Raw genomic sequence first — 26,777 nt, forward strand, 5'->3', positions numbered from 1 at the left:
ATCCTCACTTTAGCTGATAACTGATATTTCTCTTAATGCTTCAAGAAATACGGATCCATATTTTTCTAATTTATTTTCTCCTACGCCTTTAACCAATAATAACTCTTTGTCAGTTTGAGGCATTGCCTGGCACATTTGTTTCAGGGTTTCATCTGAAAAAATAAGATAAGGTGGTACTTTTTGTAATGTTGCTAATCCTTTTCTAATTTCACGTAAACGATCAAACAAACGATCATCTATTGCAACTTTATGAGCTTTCTGAGCTTGTTTACGCGTAACTTTACTTTTTCCCTTTAGTACCAAAGCACCTTTTTCAGTAATTCTTAATAAGGGGTATTGTCCATCAGTTGGTGTTAAGTATTTTTCTGCCGTTAGATAGTCAATAAGTTGTGTTACTTCTTTTTGTGGCATCCCGTTCATTAAACCATATGTTGATAGCTCTTCAAATTTCCATTGCTTTATTTTCTGATCTTTTGAACCTGTTAAAACTTTCATAACCATAGACTTCCCAAACGTTTCTCCCATTCGCTTAACACAAGATAATACTTTTTGGGTATCTTTAGTGATGTCAATAGCTTCACGTTCATCTAAACAATTAGTACATTGTCCACATTCAGTACATTGATCACCAAAATAGTGAACAATATAACACTGTAGACACATTTGAGTTGAGCCATATTGAGCCATTTCTCTTATTTTTGTATATTCTAATTTTTTATGCTCTTCGTCCATGTCTGATTGCTCAACAAAATAATATTGAATTTGTATATCTTGTGGTGAAAACAATAAAATCGCATCACTAGGTAATCCATCACGTCCTGCACGACCGGCTTCTTGGTAGTAAGCTTCGATATTTTTCGGTATCTGATAATGAATAACAAATCGTACATTACTCTTATCTATACCCATTCCAAAAGCGTTCGTTGCCACCATTACCGTTACTTCATCATAAAGAAATTTTTCCTGCCATTCATTTCGTTCATTTTCTTTCATCCCGCCATGGTATTTTCCTACAGGTATTTTCTTTGATTGCAATAATTCATAAATTCTTTCAACTTCTTTACGGGTACTAGCGTAAATAATGCCAGATTGTCCCTCATTTATTTTCAAATAATCTAATAAATAACGATTACGCTCTTGTCCTTTAACAACTTGAAAAGCTAAATTAGTTCGTACAAATCCAGTGTTGACATAATTTTCCTCATCAATGTTTAATAGCTGAAGGATATCATTTGATACAATTGGTGTCGCTGTCGCAGTCAAGGCTAAGATAGTTGGTCGATACGAAAAATGTTGGATTGTCTCACACAAAGATAAATAACTAGGCCTAAAATCATGTCCCCATTGAGATATACAATGCGCTTCATCTATTGCAATAACCGAAACTTTAATTGATTGCATTAAATAAAATATTTCCTCGGTTTGAAATCGTTCAGGAGCCACATAAACTAACTTGTAGTCTCCATTACTAGCATTTCTTAAGCGTTCATTCATTTCTTGAGTAGTCAATGTACTATTTAGGAATGTCGCCGATATACCTAGTTCAGTTAACGCATCTACTTGATCTTTCATTAATGAAATAAGAGGAGAAATAACGATTGTAATACCATCGAAAATTAAGGCAGGAATTTGGTAGCATATCGATTTCCCGCCGCCTGTTGGCATAATGGCTAAAGAATCCTTTCCATTTAAAACATTTTCTATTACTTCTGTTTGTCCCGATCTAAACTCGTTGTATCCATAAATTTCTTGTAACAATTGTCGGGCTTTTTCAAGCATAATTTAACCCTCCATTTTTATAAACATATATTTTATCTGATAGATTAAAAAACAGAAAAATCAGTATCGATTTTCCTGTTTTTTTGAAGCGACTAGTAACTTAATACTCACACTTACTTATTTTGAACAGGCAAAAAACCAACGTACTGATTCTTTTTCTACTTCGCAATCACCAAAATTAGAATAAGCTTTTATTGAGCTGAACCCAGCTTGTTTAAGCATCTCATAATAGGTTTGTAATGAGTACGTCCGTTCTTTATGTGTTTCATCGTAACGCTCATAAAGGTCAGTTTCTTTATCGTAAACGAAAAAAGTTAAATCATGCTCAATAGAATGCTTTGTTTCTCCTGAATAACTTTTCCAAAGAAAACTAATCTCTTCTGATTGGTCATTATACATATATCCCGGAAAAATTTCATCTACTTGATAAGTAGAATGAACATCAAAAAGAAACGTCCCCGTCGAACCTAAAATTTTAGATACTTCTTTAAAAACACCTAAAACAGCTTCCTCATCTGGCATATAGCAGATAGAGTCTGAAAAACAAGTAACAACCTCGAACTCTCCTACTTCAGATAAATCTAGCATATCTCCTTCAATTAGAGGCAATTGTAGCCCAGCTGACAACGCCCGTTCATTTGCAAGGCTAAGCATATTAGGTGATAGATCTAATCCCGTTACATCATAACCTCGCTTTTTTAACGTTACCGCTAAAGCACCAGTACCACATGCTAATTCCAATAATCTTTGACCTTTATTTTGTAACTGTTGGTCTACGTAATGTCCCCAACGTTCATAAAGTGAGTCATCCATAATAGCATCATAAACTTGAGCAAAGGTTTGATAGCTCATTTTTATTAAACCATTTCCGTGATGTCAACTAACGGTGCATCACTCCATAATTTTTCAAGATTATAAAACGCACGCTCTGAATAATGGAAAACGTGAACTACAACATCGCCTAAATCAATTAATAACCATTTTGCTGAATCTCTACCTTCAACTCGTTTTACTTCGTAGCCGGCTTTTTGTGACAGACTGATAATTTCTTCTGCAATAGCTTGAACTTGCTTTTCACTATTTCCGTGCATAACTACGAAATAGTCTGCTAAAATCGAAACTCCTCTGACGTCCATAGCCATGATATCTTCTGCACGCTTATCATCTGCTGCTTTTACTACTAATCCTAATATTTTTTCGCTTGTTGCTGTCATGTTGTTCCTCCTAGTTTTTTGCTACCCACGTATTATACGTTTCAATAGCCTTTGGATAAATCTCTCTTTGTTTTGAAATTAGATACTGTAATGTGTGTTTTGTTTCAAATGCCACAGCTTGTGCTAAATCACTTTTAGCTAATTTCCTTGCTTCATCTACGCCAGGAAAATCACGGCTTGGCTCTACGTAGTCAGCAACATAAATAATTTGTTCCAACAAACCCATTTTAGGAGAACCCACTGTATGATAACGAATAGCGTTTACTATCTCTTCGTCTTCAATACGTAATTCTTTCTTCACTAAAATTGCTCCTACAGGTCCATGCCAAATCTCACTACCATACTGCAGCAAATCTAAATCCAAACTTTCACTAATGATTAAATCCTGCATTTCTTGCGGGTTTCTTTCTTTAGCGTAGTCATGAGTTAACGCGGCTATACTCGCTGCTTCAATCGAAACATTGTAAAGTTGTGCTAACTCGACAGCAACTTCTTCAACTCCAAGCACGTGTTTAAAACGTATCTCACTCATTTGTGACTGAACCTTATTAATTAATTCATCTCTCGTGAGCTGAGTATAGTCGCTGCTATAAAATACGTCAGTTGATTTTATCATCATTTTGATATAATCCCTTCTCTTGAATGTATTTTAATGTTTTTTCTGGAATCAAATACTTTACAGAACAATTACTTTTTATTTTTTCTCTTAACATTGTCGAACTGATATCAACTGACGGCACATCAACCCAGATAAGAGGATAATCAGTCATTAAAGCATAACCAGGACGGTTTACCCCTACAAACTGAACTAACTGTTTTAACTGATCAATCTTGTACCATTTCGGTAAATATTCAACCATATCCCCACCGATAATAAAATAGTAATCGGTATCCGGATGCTGTTCTGCTAATTGAATCATCGTTTCGTAAGTGAAGCTTTTTCCACCACGATCAATTTCCGTTTTTTCAACGTAAAAAAAAGGATTATCTTGAATAGCTGCTTCTACCATTTCTAAGCGATAAACAGCATCAATTGTTCTTTTTTTATCTTGATGCGGAGGAATGAAGCTTGGCATGAAAAAAATTTTATCTAAATCAAGTTGTCGGCAAACTTGATCAGCAATTATTAAGTGGCCTACATGTGGAGGATTAAAGGTTCCACCTAAAATCCCTACTTTTTTTCGCTCAATTTCCAAAGGATTTCTATTTAGTAAGTCCTCTGTTTGATTAAAAGAAACTGCTTGCCTTTTCAAAATAATCACCTTTCCTCACCGAATTATTTTTTTCTTTTTGTCGGAATTTGTGTTGAAATTCGTTGATACTTTTCTTGTGTAGAAGGCTGAAATAACACAATGACTCGACCAATAATTTGGACTACTTCACATCCTAAATCTGCTTCAATCTTATTGGCTACTTCTTGGGCTGTTTCATCTGTATTTTGTAGTAAACTAATTTTTAGTAGTTCTCTTTTTTCAAGTGCTTCACCTATTTGAATAATAACTTCTTTATTCAAACCGTTTTTCCCAATCTGGAAAATAGGATTTAAGTGATGTGCCTTACTTCTTAAAAAACGTTTTTGCTTTCCTGTTAAATCCATTTTCCCACTCCAGTTAAATCGATCTCTCGATTCCAATTTTTATTAAATCAATGATTTTCTAATAATAACATCTACACCTTTTGGAGCCCAACCTGCTACTATTGCTCCAGGTTCGTTAATGGTCACCCATCCCAAACCAGCAAAGACAATGTCTGCTTTTTCTTTAACGGTAAACTCAAAACGAACCAAATCTGGAAAGCCTGTAACTTCATCTTCACGTGGAGGCTGCAATAATTTCCCAACTTGTTTTTGGTACAATTCATCTGCTTTTTCCAATTTAGTTCTATGAATTTTTAAATCATTAGATGTAAAACAAGTAAAAGATCGTCTTTCACCTTTCAAGTAATCAAACCTTGCCACACCACCAAAGAATAAAGTTTGCCCTTCATTTAGTTGGTAAACCATTGGTTTTATCTCTTTTTTTGGCGCAATCAATTTCAAATCTTTATCTCCCAAGACATGTGCCATCTGGTGACGATGGATAATTCCTGGAGTATCGATTAAGAATTTTCCGTCTTCTAAAGGTATTTCAATTCTGTCTAGTGTCGTTCCAGGAAATTGAGATGTTGTAATTAAATCTTGTACTCCTGCAGTCAGATGAATAATTTGATTGATTAAAGTTGATTTCCCTACATTTGTTACCCCGACTACAAAAACATCACGTCCTTTACGATGTTTTTCAATGGTCGCCAGTAAGTCTTCCATCTCTTTAGGTTTAACAGCACTTGTCAAAATAACATCTTGTGGACGTAACCCTTCTTCAAATGCTCTTTCTCTCAACCACTGTGTCATTTTCCCACGTTTTAAAGACTTTGGTAGCAAATCGACTTTATTCCCCACTAACAGAACTGGATTATCTCCAACAAAACGGTGAAGCCCAGGAATCATACTGCCATTAAAATCAAAAATGTCGATAACATTTATGATTAAAGCATCTTTTGTTCCTAATTCATTTAATAATTTCAAAAAATCATCATCTGTTAAATGGACATCTTGGATTTCATTGTAGTGACGCAATCTAAAACAGCGTTGGCAATACACTTCTTCTTTTTCTAAACCTTTTTTTAATGCAGACTCTGGCGTATATCCAGACTGTTCTTTGTCAGTTGTCTGAATAACTGCTCCGCAACCAATACACCTTAACTCTTCTTCATTCATTAATTCTTTCGTCATGTAATGACTTCCTCCATCTCATATTTGGATCTTTTTTAATCAAGTAATTCATAATATGCAGTTCCATATAACGATTGAGTTTTGTGTTCCAAGCATCACTATCAATAATAGGCTTAACTAACACTGTACGGATACCTGCTAAATTAGCTCCCCATACATCAGTCATAATTTGATCTCCTACCATTAAAATATCTTCTTTCGGGAGATTCAATTTTTCTTCTGCTTTTTTAAATCCTATTACTGTTGGTTTTATAGCTCTAGAAACGTATTCCAAATCTAGTATTTTGGCTACTTTCTCAACACGTGGCGCACTATTATTCGATAATATAATAACTGGAATACCAGCATCTTTCATTACTTTAATCCACTCTATAAGCTCTTGGGTCCCATCAGGATTATTCCAAGCAATAAGAGTATTATCTAAATCTGTTAGAACGGCTTTTACATTTTGTTTTTTTAATTGTTCTGGCGTTAACTGGTATATAGCTTCTATCATCCATGTTGGTTTAAATATATTCAGCATAGTTTCTCCCTACTCATTAAAATAGGAGTACTTCTCCAGTACTCCCTCTTGTTTACTATCTAGTCAATTATACGTTAAAACCACGAAATAGCAATCAAACTCAATTGTTTTTAGTTGGATTCTCATTTTGTAAAAAGGCAGTATGCAAGGAATTAACCGCAACTTTTAAATCTGATTCCGCAACTAAAATCCAAATAGTCGTGTAACTATCTGCCGATTGATAAATAGGTACTTGATTATTAGCCAAGGTTGTCACTATTTTAGAAACAATACCTGGTACTCCTGTGATACCCGCTCCAACAATTGCAACTTTTGCACAGTTTTCTATGTTGGAGTAAGTAACTCCTTGTTTTTCAAATAAATTTTGTGCGCTCTCTAAAGCTGTTTGGGGTAATGTGAAAACAATTTGTTCCGGAAAAATATTGATGAAGTCAACACTAATTCCTAACCTAGCTAATGAGTTAAATATTTTTTCCTGTGTCTTCCGGTTAGCTTCAACTTTAAATTGTACTAAATTTGGAACATGAGCAATCCCTGTGACTAAACGGTAATGCTCTATTTGACTTTCGATATGTGTAACCAACGTTCCTGTATCGGTAACGGGTTGGAGAGTTGAGCGAATTCGTAATGGTATTCCAGCCTGCATGGCAATTTCAACAGCTCGTGGATCAATTACTTTTGCTCCTTCATGGGCCATATTGCTTACTTCTCGGTAACTGACTACTTCTAAAAATTGAGCATTATCAACTAAACGAGGATCCGCAGTCATCATCCCTGAAACATCTGTAAATATATCAATACTTTCAGCATCAAAAGAAGATCCCAAAAAGGCTGCAGTTGTGTCACTTCCTCCGCGTCCAATTGTAGTAATGTGCCCACTTTCACTCACGCCTTGAAAACCAGTAACAACTACAACATCATTAAATTTAAAATAATTAGTAATCGCAGTCTTATCAATTCTCTTTACTTTAGCGTTGCCAAAATCTTCATTCGTAACTATTCCAGCATCCTGTCCAGTTAAGCCAACAGCAGCTATTCCATTCTTTTTTAAACCATTTGTGAAAACAGCCGTAGAGATAGTCTCACCTACTGAAAGCAACATGTCTTTTTCACGCAAATCTAAGTAGCTTCGAGTCCCTCCGATTAACGAAAGTAAAGAATCAGTAGCGTATGGGTCTCCTAAACGTCCAATCGCTGAAACAACTACGATTACCTTATATCCTAAAGATATAGCATGAGAAATATGCTTTTCTGCTGCTGCACGACTAGTGTCATCTTTAACTGATGTTCCACCAAATTTTTGAACTAAAATTTTCATTTTATACCATCCTTTAAATTTAAATCTTCCTATAACCAATCTGTTCTAATTTCCACTTATATTAGTTCAATCTTTTTTATACTACCAGTTCATTTTTATTATAGCGAAGACTCAAACAATATTCAATAAAGCAAGTGACGGTAAACTAATTTTATTTTTCATGGTATACTTTAAAAAATAAGTTAAGAAAATGGAGAGTGAAACAATGTTTCTTAAAGAAGTTTGTGTTGAAAATTATACAATGGTTCCTGCAGCTATTGCAAAAGGGGCAACTCGTGTCGAACTTTGCGATTACTTGCCTAGCGGAGGTACAACGGTTAGTAAAGGAGTGATGCAAGAGACGTTAGCTTATTGCAGCGAGCACTCAGTTCCTGTGATGGCCATTATCCGTCCACGTAGCGGAAATTTTATTTATAATGATACTGAATTAAAAATAATGGGATACGATATTATAGAGGCTAAAAATCTTGGCATTGATGGTATTGTCGTCGGATGCTTGAATAAGGAAAATTGGCTAGACGAGGATGCAATGGAGCAAATTTTAGAGGAATCTTACGGCTTACAAACAACTTTCCATATGGCTTTCGATTCTATCCCACACATCCGTCAATTTGAAGCGATTGACTGGTTAGTTGAACACGGTGTAGAACGTATTTTAACCCATGGTGGAAATGCTGATGTCTCTATTGAAAAAACTTTGCCAAGACTAAAGGAATTAGTTGATTACGCAGATAAGCGCATAATCATTCTTCCTGGAGGCGGAATAAACGATGAGAATGCTCAAAGTGTGATTGATTACTTGGGAGTTAATGAAGTTCACGGTACAAAAATAGTCGGTCCATTAAATTAAGTAAAACGAGTTTCTGTATGATTCAAATCTGCAGAAACTCGTTTTCCATTTAATAATATATATAATTTCTAATGTTAAATCTTCAAAAAAAGAATGAGCTAGTATAACTGAGCTCATTCTTTATTTTTTTTAGTCTTGCAACAATTCAAAAATTTCAATTGCAACTAAATCTAAATCATCAAATTGATAAACTTGACGTGTCGAGCTATCTTCTAATTCAAAAGTAGTCGTTTTAGCATCATAGGAAATTAAGCAACGTTCATTGCCTTCTTTTTCAAATCTACGTACTTGAACTTCACTATCTTTATCTTCTAACATAGCTTCCAATCGGCGAATGATTGCCTGTAATTGTGAAGGTTTCATAATCTCGTACCCCTTTCAAACTTGGCTCAGTCACTATTTTAACAGATTTTTCTTCAAAAGACAGTAAAGTTATCTTTTTTTATTCATTTAATTTTTATTTTCTTAAAGAAACGCCTTTTTTATTAAGTAATTATCAATACTATAATAATCATAAACCCATTTAAAATAGCTTATCTTTTCCCTTCAGGCCACCATAATTTAATAAATGCTTGAGTACCATCATTCCCATGTCCATCTATTTCAAGTTTTTCATAAAATTGTTGAGCTAATGACGTAAAAGGTAAATCTATATTCATTATTTTGGCTTCATTTAAAGCAATATTCAAGTCTTTAACAAAATGTTTTATAAAAAAACCAGGTGAATAGTCTTCACTCAAAATACGGGGACCATAGTTTACTAATGACCAGTTATTTGCACTACCTCCACTCACAGTATCAATAACTTTTTCTAAATTCAGATTAGCTGCTTCAGCATATACCAACATTTCTGTCAAACCTGTCATCGTTCCTGCTACCATAATTTGGTTGGCCATTTTTGTGTGTTGACCTTTACCTGCTGACCCTTGTAGATTTACTTTGCTTGAAAATACATCAAGGATGGGTTTAACAAGTTCAAAAACACCTTCATCCCCACCAACCATTACTGTTAATGTTCCATTTTTAGCACCCAAATCTCCACCAGATACTGGAGCATCAAGTACGGGGATATTTCTTTTTTTACCTTCTTCATATAACTTAGCCGCTAAAGTAGGAGTACTCGTAGTCATATCGATTAAGATATGGTTAGACGTAGCTGTTTTAAAAATACCTTTTTCTCCTAAATAGGTTTCTTCAACATCTTTAGGATAACCTACTATAGTAATAATAATCTCACTTTTTTCTGTCACTGTTGCTGGATTTTCACACCAATTAGCACCTAAAGAAACTAAATCGTCCGTTTTACTTTTTGTTCTATTATAAACATTTACTTCATACCCAGCCTTAAGTAAATGTTTCACGATAGAGCTACCCATTACACCTGTTCCAATAAAACCAATTTTTTTCATTTTATACATACACCCTTCCCAAATCCTTATGATTTTAGTATAACATTCTAGATGAAAAACTAATATACGGAACTTTTTATCAAACCTCTTAATACTACTGGTCAAACTATAAAATCATTGTACTTTTATTTGCTTTTCATAAAAATCAAGCCATATTCCAGCAAGCCTTTCTTCTGAATAATAGTTACTTCCTGCAGCAGCCTTTTGAATAGCTCTTTTATAAAAAATTGGATTATTCATCATTTCTTCAATAATAGTTTTCATTCTATTTCGATCAAGTGCAGGCTCATAATAACCTGCCAATATAGGTAAATATAAATCTAAATCTCTTAAAATAACAGGCTTACCACAGGAGAATGCCTCTAAAATACACATGGGAAATAGTTCTTCAAAAGATGGCAATAAAAAAACATCTGCCAGATTATAAAAACTACACATTTCTTCTCTCTTTACAATGCCTATAAAACGCAAATTTTCAGGAGGTTGCTTCATTACTTTAGTGAATTTATCATAGCCATCTGTTATTTTACCAAACGAAAATCCACCTACCCATAAAAACTGGACATCTGGCATTTGTTTTGCTAAATCAATAAAATCAAGTATACCTTTACGTTCTTGTATTTGCCCAGCTCCCATAACTACAAACTGATTTTCTAAGATACCTAACTTAGCTCTCATTTCATTTTTTTTATCGCTACATAAAGGATGGAATTTGGTATTAGAAACAAAATTTGGAATATACGTTATTTTCTTCCTTGGTACTCCATATTTTTCTAACTCTTTAATGAAAGCGGGATTAACCACAACTAAGTGATCCATTCGTTTATAAAATTTAATGACATAGGTATAAAAAAATAATTCAATCAAACGAGGCAAATGAATACTTCCTTTTAAGGTAGATGGTAAAAAATGAACATAACCAATACGTCTACCTACTCGCTTCTTAAAAAAAGTACTTAGAAAAAAAGAAGGATTAACTGTGTGGTAATGACTAATATCTGTTCTACTATAGTCATTAATTCTAATTTCTAACTTTCTTGTATGGTACTTTCCCAATAAATGAACTAGTTCTAAATAAGCGCTACCAACTCCTTGTCCAGCTATTTTGTCCGCTGAAGAAAACATCGTTATTCGTATCATAATTACTACTCCTCTTTTAACGTTGTTTCGAAAGAATAACTAATTTTTTTTCATCCTTATATTCTTCTATCATTAACTCATAAAACTGAATGACTTTTTCTCCAAACAATTCAGATGATAACTGTTTAAATAGTCTCTCTCGATTTACTTCTCTCTTTTTATTATCTAAATTAAACTCGTTTTTCATCATAGACATAATGATGACATCTGCTAATTCTTCATCTTTTCTAAAAGTTTCTCCAAAGTCTCCGTTTTGAGTCAATATTTCAGTATAATCATTGTATCTCGCTATAATATTCGTTCCAGAAGCTATAGACTCAATGTAAGTTAATCCCTGTGACTCAGAATCAGATGCACTTAAAAATAAGTCAGCAGCTTGATAATACGCTTGTACTTGAGAACTTTCTACTTCTCCAACAAAAAAAATTGATTTAGCTAAATCTAAACTTTGGACTAAATATTCTAATTCTTTCTTTTGTGGTCCATTTCCAACAATTAAAAGTTTCGCCTTTGGTTTTTTAGCTAAAACTTGAGGCATGGACTTAATAAGAATATCAATACTCTTTTCTTGAGCAACCCTTCCTAAAAATAAAAGTAAGGGTTCATCAGAGTTAAAAGATAACTCTGCACGTATATCTCTTGTTGCTTTTTCAAGAAAATTAGTTAAGATAATACCTGTTGGGATAATGACTATCTTTGAAGTAACGTCATAATTTAATAATTGTTGGGCTGCTTTTTTACTTGGTGCTATAATACCATTGGCTTTATTACAAAATATTTTCGATGCTATTTTAACATGATTAGGACGAAGGATTTTTCCTTTTCCAATGTAGTGAAGATAATCTTCGTACATTGTATGATAAGTATGGATACAAGGGATTTTTAATTGATGAGCTATATATTTTCCTGTTAAACCTAGACTAAACTCTGTTTGCGTATGAATAATATCTAAGGATTGTTCTTTAGCTATCTTTAGTGCTCGGTGTAATCCTTTTATTGCAACACGACGATCTTGAAATGATAAAAAAGGCAAACTCGGTAACCGAATAATTCCAACTTCATTATATTTTACTTTAGGATCTGTAGTTGTAAAAATGATGACAGAATGACCTTGTCGCTCAAGTTCACTTTTTAGTGTTTTTATTGAGCTGGCTACTCCACTTATTTGTGGAAAGTAAGTATCCGTAAAAATTCCAACTTTCATTTCGCTTCACCCCTTTATATTATTATACTTGGTATTGTATAAAAACATAAATTATAACCCTTTATAACTAGCTACCTTCAGAAACAATTATAAAAACAAAAAACCGTTGGAATTAAAAATTCCAACGGTTTACTCTTTAATTTAATTTTGTATACTCTTCAACTAAACTAACAACTTCTTCAGCTGTATCACAATCATTAATTGCTCTATCTGCTAATTCCGCCATTTTATTGGAATCTAAACGCTTCATCAAGCTTCTTGTTTTCAGAATGCTTGAAGCACTCATTGAAAACTCATCAAGACCAAGTCCCATTAACAAAGGTACAGCCGTTTGATCTCCTGCCATTTCTCCACACATACCTGTCCATTTTCCTTCTTTATGAGAAGCATCAATAACGTTCTTAATTAAACGTAAAATTGATGGATTATATGGTTGGTACAAATAAGAAACTCGTTCGTTCATACGGTCTGCTGCCATAGTATATTGAATCAAGTCATTTGTTCCAATACTGAAGAAATCTACTTCTTTAGCAAATTTATCGGCAAGAACAGCTGCAGCAGGAATCTCAATCATGATACCGACTTCAATATCTTCTGAAACTGCTACGCCTTCATTTTTCAAGTTTTCTTTTTCTTCAAGCAACATAGCTTTCGCTTTACGGAACTCTCCTAAAGTTGCAATCATTGGGAACATAATACGTAATTTACCAAAGACAGAAGCACGTAATAATGCACGCAGTTGAGTTTTAAACATTTCTGGCTCTGCTAAGCAAATACGGATTGCACGGTAACCTAAAAACGGATTCATCTCATGAGGCAATGTTAGATAAGGTAGCTCTTTATCTCCACCGATATCCATTGTTCTAACAACAACAGCTTTATCTCCCATGCCTTCTAAGATTGTTTTATAAGCTTCAAACTGAGCATCTTCTGTTGGAAAGTCTGGTGAATCCATATAAAGAAATTCAGTACGGTATAATCCAATAGCTTCTCCGCCATTATCTTTAACTCCTACTAAGTCTTTAGGTGTGCCAATATTAGCAGCTAGTTCAATATGTTTCCCATCTGCAGTATAGGTTTTTTCGTTTTTCAACTTATTCCATTCTACTTTTTGGTCTTCAAATTGTTGAGCTTTTTCTTCGTAAAAAGAAATGTCCGCTTCATCCGGATGAACTAATACATCGCCTTCTAATCCGTCAACAATTATAATATCATTTTCTTTAACTAAATCTGTAATAGATTTAGTTCCAACTATTGCTGGAATTTCAAGAGATCGTGCCATAATTGCTGAATGAGAAGTACGTCCGCCAATATCCGTCACAAATGCCTTAACATATTTACGGTTTAGTTGAGCTGTGTCACTCGGAGTCAAGTCATGTGCGATAACGATTACTTCTTCATCAATCATTGATGGGTTAGGTAACCTTACCCCTAAAAGATGACTCAATACACGCTTAGTAACGTCTTTGATGTCAGCAGCACGTTCTTGCATGTAAGGATTGTCTTCCATACCTTCAAAGATACCAATAAACATATCCGTTACTTCTTTAAGTGCGCTTTCAGCATTTACTTTATTATCGCTTATGTTACTTTCGATACTCCCAATTAACTCAGGATCAGAAAGAACCATCAAATGTGCATCAAAAACTTGAGCTTCTTCTTCGCCTAAAGCTTCAGCAGCTTTAGTACGAATCAGCTCAAGTTCTTGAGTAGCTTTATTCAAGGCATTTTTTAAACGGTCTATTTCTGAATCAGAATTTTCAACTGAGGTTTTTTCGAAAGACAAATTGGGTTGAACAAGAAGATAAGCTTTTGCTGTAGCAATGCCGTCACTTGCTGCGATCCCTTTTAATTTTTCAACCATTACTCAGCTAAACCTTCTTTCTTCATTGTTTCTTCGATACTTGTGATTGCTTCTGCTTCATCAGTACCGTTTGCACTAATAACAACTTCTGCACCTTGGCCAACGCCTAATGACATTACACCCATGATAGATTTTAAGTTAACAGATTTACCTTTATACTCAAGGTTGATATCTGAGCTAAATTTGCTTGCTGTTTGCACCAATAAAGTTGCGGGACGAGCGTGAATTCCTGTTTCAGCTATTACGTGAAAATCGCGTTTTTCCATGATATTTGATCTCCTTTTAATAAAAAAATTTTTTTATGAGGGCTCTCTTTATCCACGAGTTAATAGACATTTATGCCTAAAGAACGCACTTTTTAAAAATAACCCTTTCATCTTCATAGGTTACCATTTTTAATAAGATTCTACAACTACTTTTAATCTTTTCTTAATTGAATATTATTTTATTAACCTTTTATTCATTTGATTTATAGTAATAACTAACCTCTCCAAAATGATTTGCTTTACCAATAATTGAGTTTTTATCTGGATGATTTAACCATATTTCTCTAAACTTCATAAAATCTTCTTTTTTAATAAGAATCTCATCTTTTTCTCCACTTATTAACTTTTCAATGTTTTCTTCAATTTGTCTGGTATCCATTTAGTTGCTATCTCCTTCTAAAATCAATTTACAGTTAACAAGCGTAATTGTACTCCAACTTATTAGCAAAAGATAGAGCATTTCTCTTGAATGTCAGACAAGGTCAGTGTATAATAACCAAGAAGGTCAGGCAAGGTCAAACAATGCCGACTTTTTATCTACCTAAAAATTTAAACAACGAAAGGTTGTGTGCTTTATGTTATGTCAAAATTGTCATGAACAAAATGCAACCATCCATTTGTATACCAATATGGATGGTCAAAAAGGCCAATTAGATATCTGTCAAAATTGTTACCGTATTTTAAAAGAAGCTAATAATCAAAATAATCGTCAGAACCCTCAAGATCCTTTTGGATTAGGTAATTTAGAAGAATTTTTCCGTTCAATAAATTCTTCTAAACAGAGCAATCAAAATTTCCCTACTACTCAAAATAGCCAAGGTGGGGGGAATAAACGTCCTCCTACCAACAAAATAAGTGGTCTATTAAGTGAATATGGGACGAATTTAACTGATTTAGCTAGAAACGGCTCTATTGATCCAATTATTGGTCGAGATAAAGAGATAGAACGTGTAATTGAAATAGTGAATCGTCGTACAAAAAATAATCCTGTTTTAGTTGGTGAACCAGGTGTTGGTAAAACTGCGGTAGTAGAAGGATTAGCTTTAAAAATTGTTAATGCTGAAGTACCTCAAAAATTAATGAATAAAGAAGTTATCCAATTAGATGTCGCATCTTTAGTCCAAGGAACGGGCATACGTGGTCAGTTTGAAGAAAAAATGAAACAATTAATGGATGAAATGAAAAAAAATCCTCAAATTATTCTTTTTATCGATGAAGTACATGAAATTGTAGGTGCCGGTAGTGCAGAAGGAAGTATGGATGCAAGCAACATGCTTAAACCAGCTCTAGCACGTGGTGAACTTCAAATGGTTGGAGCGACTACTTTAAAAGAATACCGTTCTATTGAAAAAGACGCTGCACTCGAACGTCGTTTGCAACCCGTTCGTGTAAATGAGCCCTCGGTTGAAGAATCTATTGATATTTTAAAAGGTATTCAGAGTAAATACGAGGATTATCACCAAGTAACTTATAGTGATGAAGCAATAAAAAGTGCCGTTCTTTTATCAAATAGGTATATTCAAGATCGTTTCCTTCCAGACAAAGCTATCGATTTGCTTGATGAATCAGGTTCTAAAAAGAACTTAACTATTCAAATAATGGATCCTATGATCATTGAAGATAAATTGGCGGAAGCAGCTTCACAAAAACAAGCTGCCTTACAAGAAGAAGATTATGAAAAAGCTGCATACTATCGAGATCAAGCAATAAAGTTTGCCAATATGCGCGAAAAACAAACTATCCAATCACAAGAGCGACCCGTTGTAACTGAAAAAGATATGGTCCATATCATTGAAACAAAAACAAGTATACCAGTTGGCGAACTTAAAGAAAAAGAACAAACACAGCTTCGCAACTTAGAAACTGACTTACGCAAACACGTTATTGGACAAAATCAGGCAATTGAGAAAATCTCCAAAGCTATTCGTAGGAGTAGAATCGGTCTAAACAAGAAAAATCGTCCAATCGGCTCATTTTTATTTGTCGGACCCACAGGTGTAGGTAAAACAGAATTAGCTAAACAACTATCTCAAGAACTTTTTGGAAATAAAGAAGCTTGTATCCGTTTTGACATGAGTGAATACATGGAAAAGCACAGCGTTGCTAAGTTAATTGGATCTCCTCCTGGCTATATAGGATATGAAGAAGCTGGACAACTAACTGAAAAAGTTCGTCGCAACCCATATAGCATTTTATTATTAGATGAAATCGAAAAAGCTCATCCTGATGTTCTTCATATGTTCTTGCAAGTTCTTGAAGATGGTCGTCTAACGGACGCTCAAGGTCGTACAGTTAGTTTTAAGGATACTATCATCATTATGACTAGCAATGCAGGTACGGGTTCACTAGAAGCAAATGTAGGCTTTGCAGCAGCATCTAAGGGCAACCAAAAATCTGTGTTATCTCACTTAACCGATTTCTTTAAACCGGAATTTATTAATAGATTTGACGCTATAGTAGAATTCAACTCTTTAGAACAAGAGCATCTACTTGTAATTATCGACTTAATGTTAAAAGACGTTAATGATATGATTAAAAGTCAAGGCATAAGTATAGAAGTAACTGATCTTGCTAAGAAAAAATTAGTAGATTTAGGATACGACTCTCAACTAGGAGCGCGACCTCTGCGTCGTGTTATTCAAGAACAAATAGAGGATCGTATTGCAGATTTTTATATTGATTACCCTGAAATTAAGAATTTAGTCGTCTTAACTAATGATGAAGGTGATATTATTGTAACCTCTAAACAAGAGATTTCTGCAATAACAAATGCTAATCACAGCGCCAACTAAGTCGATATTTTTAGCTATGTAGGAGGATGTTTAGAATTAAATCTAGACATTCTTTTACTTACATATTTCTTTCGATTATGTTCTGTCCGATATCGTTTAGTTAATATACTTTGAATTTACTACTTATTAATTATATAATAGTCTTAATATAGCAGATTTATAAAAGAGGTGAAAAAATGAAGCTCATTGATGTTACAAATAGCCACATAGATTTAGTAACCGAGCAATTAGGGAATACTGATGCAAACTTTATTAAAGTTTATACATTAGGTCCAACAACTGTAATTTTTTCGGGAGCTCCTACTCATGAAGATGTACTTTTATTAAACAAAAATCGCAACATTAAGAACGCTGAAATAAAATACGCTATCGATAATATTTTAGAGACTACTATAGATCAAGTAGATATCATACACGCTCCTAACATCGTTGAATTATCTGTATTAGTAAAGCAATAATTTATTATTCTTATTTCTGATAAAAACCAAAGCAAAAACCCTATATTTAAAAATATAGGGTTTTTGCTTTGGTTTTTCCTATTAAATAGTTTTAAAGTAAAGATTTTAATTCTACATTTGGATACTTATCTCCAAACCAGTGCATTGCAAATTGATTTTCAAATAAGAATAAAGGTTGATCATAACGATCCTTAACCAGTAAGTTTCTACTAGATGACATACTAGTATCTAATTGTTCTGGTTTAATCCAACGCGCAATTTTATTTCCCATTGGAGTCATTATTACTTCTGAATTGTATTCATGAAGCATTCTATATTGAAATACCTCGAATTGTAATTGACCTACAGCTCCCAAAATATAATCTTCCGTATGGAATGTTTTATAGAGTTGAATCGCACCTTCTTGCACTAACTGTTGAACACCTTTATGGAATGATTTTTGTTTCATTACATTTTTAGCTGAAACTTTCATAAAGATTTCAGGTGTAAATTGTGGTAATTTTTCAAATTCAACACTTTTTTTACCTTCAAAAATAGTATCTCCAATTTGGAAGTTCCCTGTATCGTATAAACCGATGATGTCTCCTGCAACAGCTTTTTGAACCATTTCACGACTCTCGGCCATAAATTGAGTTGAGTTAGATAACTTTATTTTCTTTTTCGTCCTAGCAAGAGTTACATCCATCCCACGTTCAAATTCACCCGAACAAATCCTGATGAAAGCTATGCGATCGCGATGAGCAGGATTCATATTCGCTTGTATCTTAAAAATAAATCCTGAAAATTCATCATTTGTAGCCGGAATTTTATTGCCATCAATATCTTTATGAGAAGATGGACTTGGCGCAAAGTTAAGAAAAGTATCTAAAAATGTTTGAACTCCAAAATTTGTTAATGCGGATCCAAAAAATACTGGAGTTAATTGACCATTTATAATCTTTTCTTCAGAAAATTCATTTCCAGCTTCATTTAATAATTCTATATCATCTAGAGCTTGATCATATAGAGAAGATTTTTTAATGGGGTGATCGCCTTCTATTTTACCTTCTGCATTTAACTCAACAATTTTTTCTCCATTTATCCCATTTATATCAGGATGATGGATTTCAATTCGCTTATTATAATTATCGTATAACCCTAATAAACCTCTTCCCATTCCAATAGGCCAATTCATTGGATATGAGTCAATTTCTAAGACTTCCTCTAATTCTTCTAATAATTCCAATGGTTCTTTACCATCACGGTCAAGTTTATTAATAAAAGTAAAAATTGGAATTCCACGCATACGACAAACTTGAAATAATTTTTTAGTTTGAGGTTCAATTCCCTTCCCACTATCAATAACCATAACTGCGCTATCTACAGCCATCAATGTTCTATAAGTATCTTCTGAAAAGTCCTCATGTCCTGGTGTGTCTAAAATATTTATTTTCTTTCCATGATACTCAAACTGCATAACTGAACTAGTAACTGAAATTCCACGTTGTTTTTCTATTTCCATCCAGTCAGAAGTTGCAAATTTCCCTGTTTTTTTCCCTTTTACTGTTCCAGCTTGTCGAATTGCTCCACCAAACAATAATAATTGTTCAGTAATCGTTGTTTTCCCTGCATCCGGATGGGAAATAATTGCAAATGTTTTTCTTGATTCGACTTCGTCTTTTAATTTCTGTTCCATTTTAGTATCCCTCATTTAAATCATTATTTAGTAGTTTTGCTTACTGGCATGTAGCTACATGTCAACACCCTTTTCTATTTTCACTCTTTTTTAGTATAATCTAAACAATTATAGCATACTCATCAAGATTTTTTATTTATTATTGAAACCATATTTTCCTACATAATCTTTTATTGACCAGATATTTTTTTTATCTAGTTCCGCATTTTTCTCCGCTTCATTTAAATCATCGAGATAAATTTCTTGACCTTTTTCATAACCAACTCTTGCTAATCCTTCTGCAACAAGCTTTTCTTGAACTAGTTCCCCATCAGCAAATAGATAGGCTAGCGTACGTCCATACTGATCTTCTTGTTCTTGAGTAGGTTCATATTCTAACGATAATTTTTTTCCTACCAAATATTCGGATAAAAATTCTTTCGACTCTTTGCCAAACGGCTGAGCTGAACCTGTTTTAGTTGTCGTACTTTCAGGAGTATCTATCAAAAGTAAACGCATTTTTTTATTTTCACCATTTCTATTAAACTCAATTGTATCCCCATCAATAACTCTCGTTAATTCTATCGCTATTTCTTTATCTTCAATTTCAGAATACGAATTTCCAGTTGAATAATCTGATACAACGTAACCTCCAGCTGAAGCAATAAGAAGTGCTATTATACCAGAAAGTAGTTTTATATTTTTCTTCAATTTCCCACATCCCTTTAAAAAAACCAGCTAAGCCTATTTTTCTATCTATTCTCACAGCCAGAAATTCATTAGCCATGTTTAATTTTTATTATAATACAAAAAATATCTTGATGAAAGATGCAGTTAACTATTCTTTAACTAGGCGTGGTATGCTCTAGTCATTTTTCTTAAAAAAAGAGAGAGGAAAGGACTTTTAGTCCTTTCCTCTCAACAAGGTACTAAAAATACCCGTTATACTTATTTTTCAGCTAATTTTCTTTCTTGTTCTACCGCTGCTTGAGCTAAAATATTCAAGTAGTTCCATGGACGGTCGAAGTGTGGTTGGAAGAAGAAATCAACGTATGCTAAGTCCTCAATAGTCATTTTATTTTGGATAGCTAATGAAAGTGTATTAGCAGACTGTGTCACATCATATTTAGACATTATTTGCCCACCAACGATACGATTTGTTCCAACTTCATAAACTAGTTGCATCAATACTTCTTCTGTTGTTGGCATAAACTCAGGACGATAGTTGTCTTTAACTAAGACTGAACGTACATCTAAATCAAAATGAGGCGCCCCACTTGTTGTTACTCCTGTTGACCCAATGTTAAATCCAAATAAATACAAACCAGAAGTTGACTGAGTTCCTCTGTATTTAACTTTTGGTTCTACAATATTTTTACCAACTAATGTTCCCATACGTACAGCATTTGTAGCTAATGGAATATAAGCATGTCCGCCATTTGGATTATAGTTTACCGCACAGCTATCTCCTGCAGCATAAATATCGGGATTGCTAGTTCTCATGTAGTCATCCACGATAATCGCTCCATTAGGTAACATATCAACTTTACCTTTTAACAAGTCATTGTTAGGACGGAAGCCAACACACATGATAACTAAATCTGTTTCATACTCGTCTTGTGCAGTAAGAACAGAAACAACTTCTCCAGCTTCATTGGCATTAAAACCATTAACAGATTGGTTTAATGCTAATTTGATTCCACGATTTTGTAAATCCGCTTCTAATACATCTGTAAATTCTTTATCAAGGTATTTGTTTAAAATACGATCCAAACCATCAATTAATGTTACATCTTTGCCTGATTCAGCAAAAGCTTCAACTAACTCAATACCAATGTAACCACCACCAACTATTGTGATTTTTTTAGCATCTTTTGACTTAGCAATTAATTCATTTGCTTGATTATAATTTTTACACAATAAAATGTTTTTATGATCAATACCTGGAATTGGAGGGATAATTGGCCAAGAACCTGTAGTATTAACTAATTTGTCATAAGACTCTTCAAATATTTCACCAGTCTTAATATCTTCAACAATTACTTTCTTCGCAACTGTATCAATTTCCTTAACGTTGTGTTCCATTTTCACTGAAGCACCCATAGAAGCTAACTCCTCTGGATTTGAATAGAATAGACCTGCTGGGTCTTTTACAACTCCACCTACATATAATGCTATTCCACAAGATAAAAATGAAATATTGTCATTGCGTTCAAAAACGGCTACTTCGGCTGATGGGTTTTCATTTAAAATAGTTTTTACTGCCGATGTTCCTGCATGAGTACAGCCAATTACGATTACTTTCATGTTGTAATTCCTCCTAATATTAACTTTTTATTGGATTCGTTTAATAAAATTGGCACCATTTAGTTGGTATTATTATTCACTAAACACTAGTTGACTATATCACAATAATAGAAAAAATGGAAACATAAAGAATCATTTCACTTATAAAAAATCATATCTCTACTATAAAATGGAGTCTTTTTTTTAAAAAAAGAAGCATCAAAATGTCTTTTTAATGACACTTAGATACTTCTTTATAGTAACCATATACAGTAAATGATCCTTTAAAAAAACTGTATTACTTTCTACTATCATCTGTTTGTAAGTTTAAATGTCTTTTTTTAATATTTATCATATCATGTAAATAAACAATAACGGTTTTAACAACTGCATAAAATGGTACACCTAGAATCATACCTAAAAGACCTGCTAAATTACCAGCAACTAAGAGAATCACGATAATGGTTAGAGGATGAATAGCTAAAGTTTTTCCAATTACGTTTGGTGATATAAAGTTTCCATCTACCTGTTGAACAACCACAACAACTAATGCTACTAGTATCGCTTTAGTTGGAGAAATCGTTAAACCTATAATAACTGCTGGTGCAGCACCAATATACGGACCGACATAAGGAATAATATTCGTAATTCCTGCAATAATTCCTAGCAGCAATGCATAAGGCATACCAATAATTAAATAACCAATAAAAGTAAATATTCCAACTATTAGACAAACTAATGATTGTCCACTGATATAAGAGGCAATTGTATTATTCATTTGGCCAAGTAATTCAATTAGCTGTCCTCTAAACTCTTTAGGAAAAAACTTAGCTACTGCTGGTCTAAAATGTTGTCCATCTTTAAACATATAAAACAAAATGATAGGAGTTGTAAAAATAACGATAGTCGTATTGGCTACTGCCCCAACGATTGATCCTACACTATTTGTAATACTCGAAAATACAGTATCTGCAATATTTCCAATTGATAAATCTAATTCATTCATTGACTTTTCTATATTAAAATCTTTTAACCATGGTTGCTTAATTAGTTCCCTAGAATATTCTTCAAGCGCTTTTATTAATTCTGGAACATTTGATATAAATTCACCAATTTGTTTGACTAATACGGGCAAAACGGAAAAGATTAAAACTGCTACAATTCCTATAAATAAAAGCAAAATAATTATGATCCCATGCTTACGTTTTATTTTTGTTTTCGCCATTAAGTTAATAATTGGATTCAAAAGGTAGTATAAAAATCCTGCTACCAATATTGGTGTAAATAAAGTTGAAACAAAGGTAGTAATTGGTTGGAATATAAAGTCAATTTTTGTTGACATAAATATTAAAGTAGCAATAACTAATAACCAAATAGACCAAAACATTAATTTCGATTTCTTAAAAAGTTCCATTGTTCTATCTCCTTTTTTATAGTTAATCAATCATGGAACTTAATAGATAGCTCTCTACTAGCTTTTCTGTCGATTCAATTGAAGACGTGTGAGTCCTTTCGTAAGCATGACTAGCATCAATACCTGCACCGATTAGAGCATGACGCACATCTGCTCCTGCCTTCATAGCAGCTGAGGCATCACTTCCATAGAATGGATAAATGTCTAGACGATAAGGAATAGTATTTTCTATACAAAGATTTGTTAATTGTTTCCTTAGCGAGTAATGATAGGGGCCACTACTATCTTTAACGCAAATTGACACAGAGTATTCATCTGTTTGTTGATCATCTCCTATCGCTCCCATATCCACCGCTAAGTATTCTACGATTTTTTCAGAAATATTGGAATTCCCTCCATAACCAATTTCTTCATTATTAGAAATAAAAAAATGAGTTGTATAAGGCAGTTCAATTCTTTCTTCTTTTATTTTTTTTAAAAATGTTAATAAAATTGCAACACTTACTTTATCATCTAAATGACGTGATTTAATAAAACCGTTTTTTGTTACTTCGGTACGTGGATCAAAACTGATAAAATCTCCTACTTCAATTCCTAATCGTTGCGTTTCTTCTTTACTTTGAGTTTTCTCGTCAATTCGAATTTCCATATTTGTCTGATCTCTTTGAACAGTACCAGCCTCTTTATAAACATGTACACTTGTTTGATGCAAAAGTATTGTGCCAGTATAAGTTTTACCTTTAGTAGTATGGATAGTACAATACTCTCCTTCGATTGCATTGTAACGAAATCCTCCTATCAGATCCATTTTCAATCGACCGTCTGGATTTATTGCACGGACCATCGCCCCAAGTGTATCTACATGCGCTGTTACTAGTCGCTGCTTTTTATGATTTTTCCCTTTCACCGTTATTATTAAACTGCCTTTATTATTCTCAAAAGACTCATATCCTAAATTTGAAATAATACGTTCTATATTTTTTATAATTTCACTCGTATTCCCAGTTGGAGAAGGAATACTTGTTAAATATTTTATCCACTCAATTGTTTGATTGCTCATTTTCTTACCTCCATTACACTATTATCCTTATTATATGTTATTCATCGTTCAAAATAAAGAATGATTCACATCCTTCAATTTTTGTAGAAACATCTTTTTTTATATGTTATTGTTAGACCCATACTATCTTAGAAAGAAGGTTCATTATGATTTATTCTTGGTCAACTGATTTAAATTCAACCGTCTATAAAGATTCTTTATCTATTCGAAATAAAGTATTTGTAGATGAACAAAATGTCCCCTCTGAAATGGAGGTAGACGAATATGAAGCTTTAACCACTTATGTAATTGGCTATTTAGACTCAATCCCAGTTGTTACAGCTAGACTTTTACCAATGGATCAACAAACTTACAAAGTCCAGCGAGTAGCAGTCTTAAAAAACTACCGTGGTAAACAAATAGGCAAAAAAACTATGATTGAAATAGAACGCTTTGCTATTGAAAATAACCGTACATCTTTAATTTTAGGTGCTCAAGATCATGCTATTGAATTCTATTCCTCTTTAGGTTATCTAATTAATAGTGAAGGCTACTTAGATGCCGGAATTCCTCATCACGATATGATTAAACAGTTAGGTTAATTTATATATGATTAAAAATGAAAAGTAACGAGAAATATCCTCGTCACTTTTTTTATTTGCCTATTTTTACTAATTCATCCACATAATTTTCAACAAAATGCATAGCTGATTCTGCCGCAAAATCTACATTTTCTTCAAAATCTGACCCTGCATTTTCACCTGCTATATCAGATAAACTTCTGATATTAATAAACGGAATACCATAGTGATAGGCTGTTTGGTGTATAGCAGCTCCTTCCATTTCTGATGCTTTCGCAGTGGGAAAATGTTTGCGGATATTTTCTACTCTTTTTTTATTACTCATAAATGAATCTGCTGTGAGAATTAATCCACATTCCATTTTTTTATTAGTTTTCATTTTTTTAAAAACAGCTAACGCGAGTTTAATATACTTTGTATCTACTTTATAGCTAGCGGGCATTTCCGGTACTTGTCCTAAAGCGTAATTAAAGATCGTTGCATCAACATCGCTAAAAATTGATTCTGTTGAGACAACAATATCTCCAATGGATAAAGAACGATCCATTCCTCCTGCTGAACCAGTATTTATAATAAAATCAGGTGCAAAACGTTCTATTAGTATAGCTGTTGACATCGCAGCGTTAGCTTTACCAATTCTAGATTGTACTAAAACAACATCATTTCCATCTAGAAATCCTTGATCAAATATGGCGTTAGCTATTTTAATCGTTTTTTTATTTTCTAGCTTTTCGCGTAAAGGCTTAACTTCCTCTACCATAGCCGCTATAATTGCGATTCTCATTTTTTACCCTCTATTCTTATTTATTATTTACGCTAGTTTAAGATTAATTTTTTTAATTTATTCTTTATTTTTTAGCTTTTTCATTATTTTTTTTAAGTAAAGTTTCTCTTTTTAACTTCATTTTTTCCAACCGTTGGATTCTTTCGTTTGGAATCAAATAAATTTTATTACTAATTATTCTTTGCTCTGAATCAAAATATATTTCAAACACATCACCTAAAACTGCTTCTTTTGGTAATTCGCATCTTTTTATTTCTATTGGGTTACTTCCATCATCAGGAATCAATCGAGCAATAGTCTCTTCTATTTCTTCAAAAATAGCTCGCATCACTTATTCCTCCTTTTCAGTTTCAATAGTAAACATTCCATTCTTACTAACTTCGATACTAATAGTTCCATCTTTACTTGTACCATATGTGGGTATGTTTAACTCATCCAACCGACTAATTGCCTCTGGTCCAGGGTGACGGTAACCATTATTTATCCCTGCTGAATAAATACTAATTTCAGGGCTTATAGCTTTTATCCATTCTTCGCTCGTGCTTGTATTTGACCCATGATGTCCCATTAAAAGTAAATCAGCATTTAAGTTTTCCCTAGTTTCTATTATATCTTTTTCAACACTAGACGAAGCATCTCCACTAAACAGTCCTCTGAACTCATTAAATGAAATCTTCGTTACAATAGAGTCATCATTAGGATTATTTCTTGCTTTAGGAGTAGGATTAAACACTTCTAAGTAGAATGGCCCTATTTGATGAGTATCTCCACTTTTAGGTTCAACATACCGAGTTGAACTATTTTCGATTGCATCCAATACACGTTCGTAGATTTTACTAGTTGAATCATATCCATTCATCCAAACTTCTTTAACATCATAATACTTCAGTATTAAGTCGCCATATCCAATATGATCTGAATCATTATGAGTGAAAATAAGCAAATCAATTTTCCCACCGGTTCCAATATAATGATCTAAATAAGTCATGATTCTTTTGTCCTTATCTTCGTAACGACCCGTATCAATTAGGATAGTCGTTCCGTCATCCGATTGAATTAGAGTTGAGGATCCCTGTTCTACATCTAAAAAATGAATTTGAGCTTTTTGATTTTTTGTTGTATTTTTTTCACTTACTTTAGGAGAACGTTCTTGAATTAGTGCTATCCACTCTTTTTTAAGTTGTTCTGCTTTTTCAATGAGAGTATTTCCTGGATTATCATTTTTCCCTACAAATAACCCAAAAATAAAAGAAAAAAGAATAATAGAAACAAGTAGTGTAATTTTCTTTTGTTGCTTCTGTTGCTTTTTCGTTAGTTTTCTCTTTTTTTTCCGATAAACCACTTTATTTCAATCCTTTACTGTTAAAAGACAACTTTCAATAAAGAAAGTTGCCTTGTTATTTTTTCTATTATTCCGTGTTTATAGATCATA

28 protein-coding genes are annotated in these 26,777 nt (G+C 33.3%); 4 read left to right on the forward strand and 24 right to left on the reverse strand.

The genetic code is table 11. The features are described from left to right. Positions 1-9: 9 nt before the first annotated feature. The 9 genes from recQ to dapG form a co-directional block, all read right to left on the reverse strand. A complete protein-coding gene (gene recQ / locus WBF61_RS02920) occupies positions 10-1,779 on the reverse strand; it encodes a DNA helicase RecQ (RefSeq protein WP_424253744.1) in 1,770 nt (589 codons plus the stop codon). 117 nt (positions 1,780-1,896) lie between these two features. Then, positions 1,897-2,631, reverse strand: coding sequence for a class I SAM-dependent DNA methyltransferase (locus tag WBF61_RS02925; RefSeq protein ID WP_424253746.1), 735 nt, complete (start codon positions 2,629-2,631; stop codon positions 1,897-1,899). 5 nt (positions 2,632-2,636) lie between these two features. Then, positions 2,637-2,993 carry a ribosome silencing factor gene (gene rsfS / locus WBF61_RS02930; protein ID WP_424253748.1) on the reverse strand — a complete coding sequence of 119 codons (357 nt, stop codon included), beginning with the start codon at positions 2,991-2,993 and terminating at the stop codon, positions 2,637-2,639. 10 nt (positions 2,994-3,003) lie between these two features. Continuing rightward, complete coding sequence (yqeK, locus tag WBF61_RS02935; protein ID WP_424253847.1) at positions 3,004-3,609, reverse strand: bis(5'-nucleosyl)-tetraphosphatase (symmetrical) YqeK; 606 nt, start codon at positions 3,607-3,609, stop codon at positions 3,004-3,006. Next, entirely contained in the window at positions 3,593-4,249 is a 657-nt protein-coding gene (locus WBF61_RS02940; RefSeq protein WP_424253849.1) for a nicotinate-nucleotide adenylyltransferase, read from the reverse strand. The genes yqeK and WBF61_RS02940 overlap by 17 nt, the downstream gene beginning before the upstream one ends. 20 nt (positions 4,250-4,269) lie before the next feature. After that, a complete protein-coding gene (gene yhbY, locus WBF61_RS02945) occupies positions 4,270-4,590 on the reverse strand; it encodes a ribosome assembly RNA-binding protein YhbY (RefSeq protein ID WP_424253750.1) in 321 nt (106 codons plus the stop codon). Between the two features lie 42 nt (positions 4,591-4,632). Then, the gene (yqeH, locus tag WBF61_RS02950; protein WP_424253850.1) at positions 4,633-5,748 is read right to left on the reverse strand and encodes a ribosome biogenesis GTPase YqeH; all 1,116 of its coding nucleotides are present in this window, start codon (positions 5,746-5,748) and stop codon (positions 4,633-4,635) included. Continuing rightward, positions 5,741-6,286: a YqeG family HAD IIIA-type phosphatase gene (locus WBF61_RS02955; RefSeq protein ID WP_424253751.1), complete on the reverse strand. Its 546-nt coding sequence runs from the start codon at positions 6,284-6,286 to the stop codon at positions 5,741-5,743. Before WBF61_RS02955 ends, yqeH begins: the two co-directional genes overlap by 8 nt. Positions 6,287-6,386: 100 nt before the next feature. Beyond that, entirely contained in the window at positions 6,387-7,604 is a 1,218-nt protein-coding gene (gene dapG, locus WBF61_RS02960; protein ID WP_424253753.1) for an aspartate kinase, read from the reverse strand. 205 nt (positions 7,605-7,809) lie between these two features. On the opposite strand from dapG, the gene WBF61_RS02965 reads away from it, so the two are divergent. Continuing rightward, the gene (locus WBF61_RS02965) at positions 7,810-8,454 is read left to right on the forward strand and encodes a copper homeostasis protein CutC (protein ID WP_424253755.1); all 645 of its coding nucleotides are present in this window, start codon (positions 7,810-7,812) and stop codon (positions 8,452-8,454) included. 129 nt (positions 8,455-8,583) lie between these two features. Here WBF61_RS02965 and WBF61_RS02970 read toward each other — a convergent pair whose 3' ends face one another. From WBF61_RS02970 to WBF61_RS03000, 7 genes are all read right to left on the reverse strand, one after another. Then, the gene (locus WBF61_RS02970) at positions 8,584-8,817 is read right to left on the reverse strand and encodes a YkuJ family protein (protein ID WP_085560292.1); all 234 of its coding nucleotides are present in this window, start codon (positions 8,815-8,817) and stop codon (positions 8,584-8,586) included. A 170-nt stretch (positions 8,818-8,987) separates the two neighbouring features. Next, entirely contained in the window at positions 8,988-9,872 is an 885-nt protein-coding gene (locus WBF61_RS02975) for an NAD(P)-dependent oxidoreductase (protein WP_424253758.1), read from the reverse strand. 105 nt (positions 9,873-9,977) lie between these two features. Further along, a complete protein-coding gene (locus WBF61_RS02980) occupies positions 9,978-11,003 on the reverse strand; it encodes a glycosyltransferase family 4 protein (protein ID WP_424253760.1) in 1,026 nt (341 codons plus the stop codon). Positions 11,004-11,019: 16 nt separating this feature from the next. Further along, positions 11,020-12,207: a glycosyltransferase family 4 protein gene (locus WBF61_RS02985; RefSeq protein WP_424253762.1), complete on the reverse strand. Its 1,188-nt coding sequence runs from the start codon at positions 12,205-12,207 to the stop codon at positions 11,020-11,022. Between the two features lie 136 nt (positions 12,208-12,343). Further along, positions 12,344-14,071: a phosphoenolpyruvate--protein phosphotransferase gene (gene ptsP, locus WBF61_RS02990; RefSeq protein ID WP_424253764.1), complete on the reverse strand. Its 1,728-nt coding sequence runs from the start codon at positions 14,069-14,071 to the stop codon at positions 12,344-12,346. After that, positions 14,071-14,337, reverse strand: a complete 267-nt coding sequence (locus tag WBF61_RS02995; protein ID WP_424253766.1) for a phosphocarrier protein HPr — start codon at positions 14,335-14,337, stop codon at positions 14,071-14,073. The genes ptsP and WBF61_RS02995 overlap by 1 nt, the downstream gene beginning before the upstream one ends. A 190-nt stretch (positions 14,338-14,527) precedes the next feature. Continuing rightward, a complete protein-coding gene (locus WBF61_RS03000) occupies positions 14,528-14,716 on the reverse strand; it encodes a hypothetical protein (protein ID WP_424253768.1) in 189 nt (62 codons plus the stop codon). 196 nt (positions 14,717-14,912) lie between these two features. Between WBF61_RS03000 and WBF61_RS03005 the strand changes: the two genes are divergently transcribed. Together WBF61_RS03005 and WBF61_RS03010 are read left to right on the forward strand one after the other, a co-directional pair. Next, positions 14,913-17,129, forward strand: coding sequence for an AAA family ATPase (locus WBF61_RS03005; RefSeq protein ID WP_424253770.1), 2,217 nt, complete (start codon positions 14,913-14,915; stop codon positions 17,127-17,129). A 176-nt stretch (positions 17,130-17,305) separates the two neighbouring features. Next, positions 17,306-17,587: a DUF1827 family protein gene (locus tag WBF61_RS03010; RefSeq protein ID WP_424253772.1), complete on the forward strand. Its 282-nt coding sequence runs from the start codon at positions 17,306-17,308 to the stop codon at positions 17,585-17,587. Between the two features lie 91 nt (positions 17,588-17,678). Here the strand turns inward: WBF61_RS03010 and WBF61_RS03015 are convergent, their stop codons facing one another. From WBF61_RS03015 to WBF61_RS03035, 5 genes are all read right to left on the reverse strand, one after another. Then, positions 17,679-19,262: a peptide chain release factor 3 gene (locus tag WBF61_RS03015; RefSeq protein WP_424253773.1), complete on the reverse strand. Its 1,584-nt coding sequence runs from the start codon at positions 19,260-19,262 to the stop codon at positions 17,679-17,681. Positions 19,263-19,394: 132 nt separating this feature from the next. Further along, positions 19,395-19,952, reverse strand: a complete 558-nt coding sequence (locus WBF61_RS03020) for a thermonuclease family protein (RefSeq protein ID WP_424253775.1) — start codon at positions 19,950-19,952, stop codon at positions 19,395-19,397. 237 nt (positions 19,953-20,189) lie between these two features. Then, on the reverse strand, positions 20,190-21,548 hold the full coding sequence (locus WBF61_RS03025) for an FAD-dependent oxidoreductase (protein WP_424253777.1): 1,359 nt from the start codon (positions 21,546-21,548) through the stop codon (positions 20,190-20,192). 277 nt (positions 21,549-21,825) lie between these two features. Then, entirely contained in the window at positions 21,826-22,941 is a 1,116-nt protein-coding gene (locus WBF61_RS03030; RefSeq protein WP_424253778.1) for an AI-2E family transporter, read from the reverse strand. A gap of 22 nt (positions 22,942-22,963) precedes the next feature. After that, complete coding sequence (locus tag WBF61_RS03035) at positions 22,964-24,001, reverse strand: M42 family metallopeptidase (RefSeq protein ID WP_424253780.1); 1,038 nt, start codon at positions 23,999-24,001, stop codon at positions 22,964-22,966. A gap of 146 nt (positions 24,002-24,147) precedes the next feature. Between WBF61_RS03035 and WBF61_RS03040 the strand changes: the two genes are divergently transcribed. Beyond that, on the forward strand, positions 24,148-24,582 hold the full coding sequence (locus tag WBF61_RS03040; RefSeq protein ID WP_424253782.1) for a GNAT family N-acetyltransferase: 435 nt from the start codon (positions 24,148-24,150) through the stop codon (positions 24,580-24,582). Between the two features lie 52 nt (positions 24,583-24,634). On the opposite strand, the gene WBF61_RS03045 is transcribed toward WBF61_RS03040, so the two are convergent. The 3 genes from WBF61_RS03045 to WBF61_RS03055 form a co-directional block, all read right to left on the reverse strand. Then, the gene (locus WBF61_RS03045) at positions 24,635-25,345 is read right to left on the reverse strand and encodes a 5'-methylthioadenosine/adenosylhomocysteine nucleosidase (RefSeq protein WP_424253784.1); all 711 of its coding nucleotides are present in this window, start codon (positions 25,343-25,345) and stop codon (positions 24,635-24,637) included. 64 nt (positions 25,346-25,409) lie between these two features. Continuing rightward, complete coding sequence (locus WBF61_RS03050; protein WP_424253786.1) at positions 25,410-25,673, reverse strand: hypothetical protein; 264 nt, start codon at positions 25,671-25,673, stop codon at positions 25,410-25,412. A 3-nt stretch (positions 25,674-25,676) separates the two neighbouring features. Continuing rightward, on the reverse strand, positions 25,677-26,687 hold the full coding sequence (locus tag WBF61_RS03055; protein ID WP_424253788.1) for a ComEC/Rec2 family competence protein: 1,011 nt from the start codon (positions 26,685-26,687) through the stop codon (positions 25,677-25,679). Positions 26,688-26,777 lie beyond the last annotated feature (90 nt).

The organism is Carnobacterium sp. (assembly GCF_049673005.1).
Classification (GTDB): Bacteria; Bacillota; Bacilli; order Lactobacillales; family Carnobacteriaceae; genus Carnobacterium_A.

Bases quoted from the DNA above. Each gene is read 5' to 3' on its own strand.
- recQ (WP_424253744.1), bottom strand. From the start codon at position 1,779: ATGCTTGAAAAAGCCCGACAATTGTTACAAGAAATTTATGGATACAAC.
- WBF61_RS02925 (WP_424253746.1), bottom strand. From the start codon at position 2,631: ATGAGCTATCAAACCTTTGCTCAAGTTTATGATGCTATTATGGATGAC.
- rsfS (WP_424253748.1), bottom strand. From the start codon at position 2,993: ATGACAGCAACAAGCGAAAAAATATTAGGATTAGTAGTAAAAGCAGCA.
- yqeK (WP_424253847.1), bottom strand. From the start codon at position 3,609: ATGATAAAATCAACTGACGTATTTTATAGCAGCGACTATACTCAGCTC.
- yhbY (WP_424253750.1), bottom strand. From the start codon at position 4,590: ATGGATTTAACAGGAAAGCAAAAACGTTTTTTAAGAAGTAAGGCACAT.
- yqeH (WP_424253850.1), bottom strand. From the start codon at position 5,748: ATGAATGAAGAAGAGTTAAGGTGTATTGGTTGCGGAGCAGTTATTCAG.
- WBF61_RS02955 (WP_424253751.1), bottom strand. From the start codon at position 6,286: ATGCTGAATATATTTAAACCAACATGGATGATAGAAGCTATATACCAG.
- dapG (WP_424253753.1), bottom strand. From the start codon at position 7,604: ATGAAAATTTTAGTTCAAAAATTTGGTGGAACATCAGTTAAAGATGAC.
- WBF61_RS02965 (WP_424253755.1), top strand. From the start codon at position 7,810: ATGTTTCTTAAAGAAGTTTGTGTTGAAAATTATACAATGGTTCCTGCA.
- WBF61_RS02970 (WP_085560292.1), bottom strand. From the start codon at position 8,817: ATGAAACCTTCACAATTACAGGCAATCATTCGCCGATTGGAAGCTATG.
- WBF61_RS02975 (WP_424253758.1), bottom strand. From the start codon at position 9,872: ATGTATAAAATGAAAAAAATTGGTTTTATTGGAACAGGTGTAATGGGT.
- WBF61_RS02980 (WP_424253760.1), bottom strand. From the start codon at position 11,003: ATGATACGAATAACGATGTTTTCTTCAGCGGACAAAATAGCTGGACAA.
- WBF61_RS02985 (WP_424253762.1), bottom strand. From the start codon at position 12,207: ATGAAAGTTGGAATTTTTACGGATACTTACTTTCCACAAATAAGTGGA.
- ptsP (WP_424253764.1), bottom strand. From the start codon at position 14,071: ATGGTTGAAAAATTAAAAGGGATCGCAGCAAGTGACGGCATTGCTACA.
- WBF61_RS02995 (WP_424253766.1), bottom strand. From the start codon at position 14,337: ATGGAAAAACGCGATTTTCACGTAATAGCTGAAACAGGAATTCACGCT.
- WBF61_RS03000 (WP_424253768.1), bottom strand. From the start codon at position 14,716: ATGGATACCAGACAAATTGAAGAAAACATTGAAAAGTTAATAAGTGGA.
- WBF61_RS03005 (WP_424253770.1), top strand. From the start codon at position 14,913: ATGTTATGTCAAAATTGTCATGAACAAAATGCAACCATCCATTTGTAT.
- WBF61_RS03010 (WP_424253772.1), top strand. From the start codon at position 17,306: ATGAAGCTCATTGATGTTACAAATAGCCACATAGATTTAGTAACCGAG.
- WBF61_RS03015 (WP_424253773.1), bottom strand. From the start codon at position 19,262: ATGGAACAGAAATTAAAAGACGAAGTCGAATCAAGAAAAACATTTGCA.
- WBF61_RS03025 (WP_424253777.1), bottom strand. From the start codon at position 21,548: ATGAAAGTAATCGTAATTGGCTGTACTCATGCAGGAACATCGGCAGTA.
- WBF61_RS03030 (WP_424253778.1), bottom strand. From the start codon at position 22,941: ATGGAACTTTTTAAGAAATCGAAATTAATGTTTTGGTCTATTTGGTTA.
- WBF61_RS03035 (WP_424253780.1), bottom strand. From the start codon at position 24,001: ATGAGCAATCAAACAATTGAGTGGATAAAATATTTAACAAGTATTCCT.
- WBF61_RS03040 (WP_424253782.1), top strand. From the start codon at position 24,148: ATGATTTATTCTTGGTCAACTGATTTAAATTCAACCGTCTATAAAGAT.
- WBF61_RS03045 (WP_424253784.1), bottom strand. From the start codon at position 25,345: ATGAGAATCGCAATTATAGCGGCTATGGTAGAGGAAGTTAAGCCTTTA.
- WBF61_RS03050 (WP_424253786.1), bottom strand. From the start codon at position 25,673: ATGCGAGCTATTTTTGAAGAAATAGAAGAGACTATTGCTCGATTGATT.